The sequence below is a fragment of the Mesorhizobium sp. M7A.F.Ca.AU.001.01.1.1 genome (assembly GCF_004022735.1).
In the GTDB taxonomy this organism is placed as follows: Bacteria; Pseudomonadota; Alphaproteobacteria; order Rhizobiales; family Rhizobiaceae; genus Mesorhizobium; species Mesorhizobium ciceri.
Genome location: NZ_RZPF01000218.1, coordinates 1 through 1660, shown reverse-complemented (window position 1 = coordinate 1660; position 1660 = coordinate 1). Strand labels below are relative to the sequence as shown.

At 63.3% G+C, this 1660-nt stretch carries 2 protein-coding genes; both read right to left on the bottom strand.

Going from position 1 to position 1660, the window contains the following annotated elements; all coding sequences use genetic code 11:
* Positions 1 to 1167, bottom strand: a 1167-nt coding sequence (locus EN884_RS15405; RefSeq protein ID WP_164895019.1) for an ABC transporter ATP-binding protein, incomplete at its 3' end; no start/stop codon positions are given.
* 109 nt (positions 1168 to 1276) lie between these two features.
* The coding region (locus EN884_RS15400; RefSeq protein WP_164895018.1) for an iron chelate uptake ABC transporter family permease subunit at positions 1277 to 1660 on the bottom strand (384 nt) is incomplete at its 5' end.

Sequence of the window (1660 nt, the reverse complement as noted above, 5' to 3'; positions counted from 1 at the left end):
GAAAAAAAAGATGACTTCGTAGAACCGCGGCAGCAGCGAGCATATGGTGGTCTTGCCGGCACCTGACGGCCCGACGAAGGCGATGGTTTCGCCGGCGCGGATGGTGAGATCGATATCCCTGAGCACCGGCTTGCCGTCGCCATAGCCGAAGCTCACACCGCGATATTCGATGGAGCCCTTGAGGCCGCTGGCGGTAACGGCACTGGGCCGGTCGGCGATGTCGGGTTCGGTGTCGAGCAACTCTGTGTAGCGGCGGAAGCCGGCAATGCCTTTTGGATAGGTCTCGATCACCGAATTGATCTTCTCGATCGGCCGCACGAAGACGCCGACCAAAAGCAGGAAGCCGACGAAGCCGCCATTGCTCAGGCCTCCCGTAATGACGAGGTAGCTGCCGGCAATCATGACCACGAGCTGGATCAGCCTTATGCCCATGTAGTTCAGCGAATTGCTGGCCGACATGATGCGGTAGGCGTCGAGCTTGGTCTGGCGGTAGCGCTGGTTGTCATGTGCGAACAGCGTGCGCTCATGCTCCTCGTTGGCGAAGGCCTGGACGACGCGCATGCCGCCGACATTCTCCTCGATGCGGACGTTGAAATCGCCGACACGCCGGTAGAGCGCCTGCCAGTTGCGCTCCATGCGGTCGCCGTAGCGCATCGTCACCCAGGCGATCAGAGGCACGATCACCGCCGTGATCAGCGCCAGATGCATGTTGACCGTGAACATCAGCACGAAGGCGCCGGCGAACGTCATGATGGCGATGAACAGGTCCTCGGGGCCATGATGCGCGATCTCGCCGATCTCCTCGAGATCCTTGGTGACGCGACCGACGAGATGGCCGGTCTTGTGGTTGTCGTAGAAGCGGAACGACAGTTTCTGCAGATGATCGAAGCTCTTGCGCCGCATCTCGGTCTCGATGTTGATGCCAAGCATGTGGCCCCAATAGGTGACGACCGCCATCAGCACCGTGTTGAGCAGATAGATTACCAGCAGCCCGGCCGAGGCGATGATGATCAGCGTCCAGTCCTGCCGTGGCAGGAGCTGGTCGACGAAGGTGCGGACCGCCATGGGAAAGCCAAGTTCGAGCAGGCCGGCCAGCACCGCGCAGGAGAAGTCGAGCGCGAACAGCCCCTTCCAGGGCGCGTAATAGGACAGGAAACGTCTGATCATCGAGGTGAACCGCAAGCTGTCTTGATGGACGCGGCGAGGGCACCGGCCGCCATCGATGGGCGCTGCTTACAATCGGCAGGGCAGGGCCGGCAATATGCCAGGGCCGACTTCATTGCCTGCCTTTCCACATCAGCGCCATGAAATAGGGGCCGCCGACGAAGGCGGCGATGAGCCCGGCCGGCACCTGCCAGGGAAAGATCAGCGTCCGGCCGGCCCAGTCGGCGGCAACGAGGATCAGCCCGCCTGTCATGGCCGAGGCCAGAAGCTGCGGCACGGCACGGCGGAAGCCGAGCATGCGCGCGAGATGCGGCGCCATCAGGCCGACGAAGCTCAGCGGGCCGATGACCAATGTCGCGGTTGCGGTGGCCAGCGCGGTAAGTGCCAGCAGAATGGCGCGAACCCGTCCAAGCCGCAGGCCAAGGCCACGCGCGGCAGTTTCGCCGAGCGGCACTATATCGAGCCAGCGCGCCGTCAGCGGCGCCAGCGCGAGGAC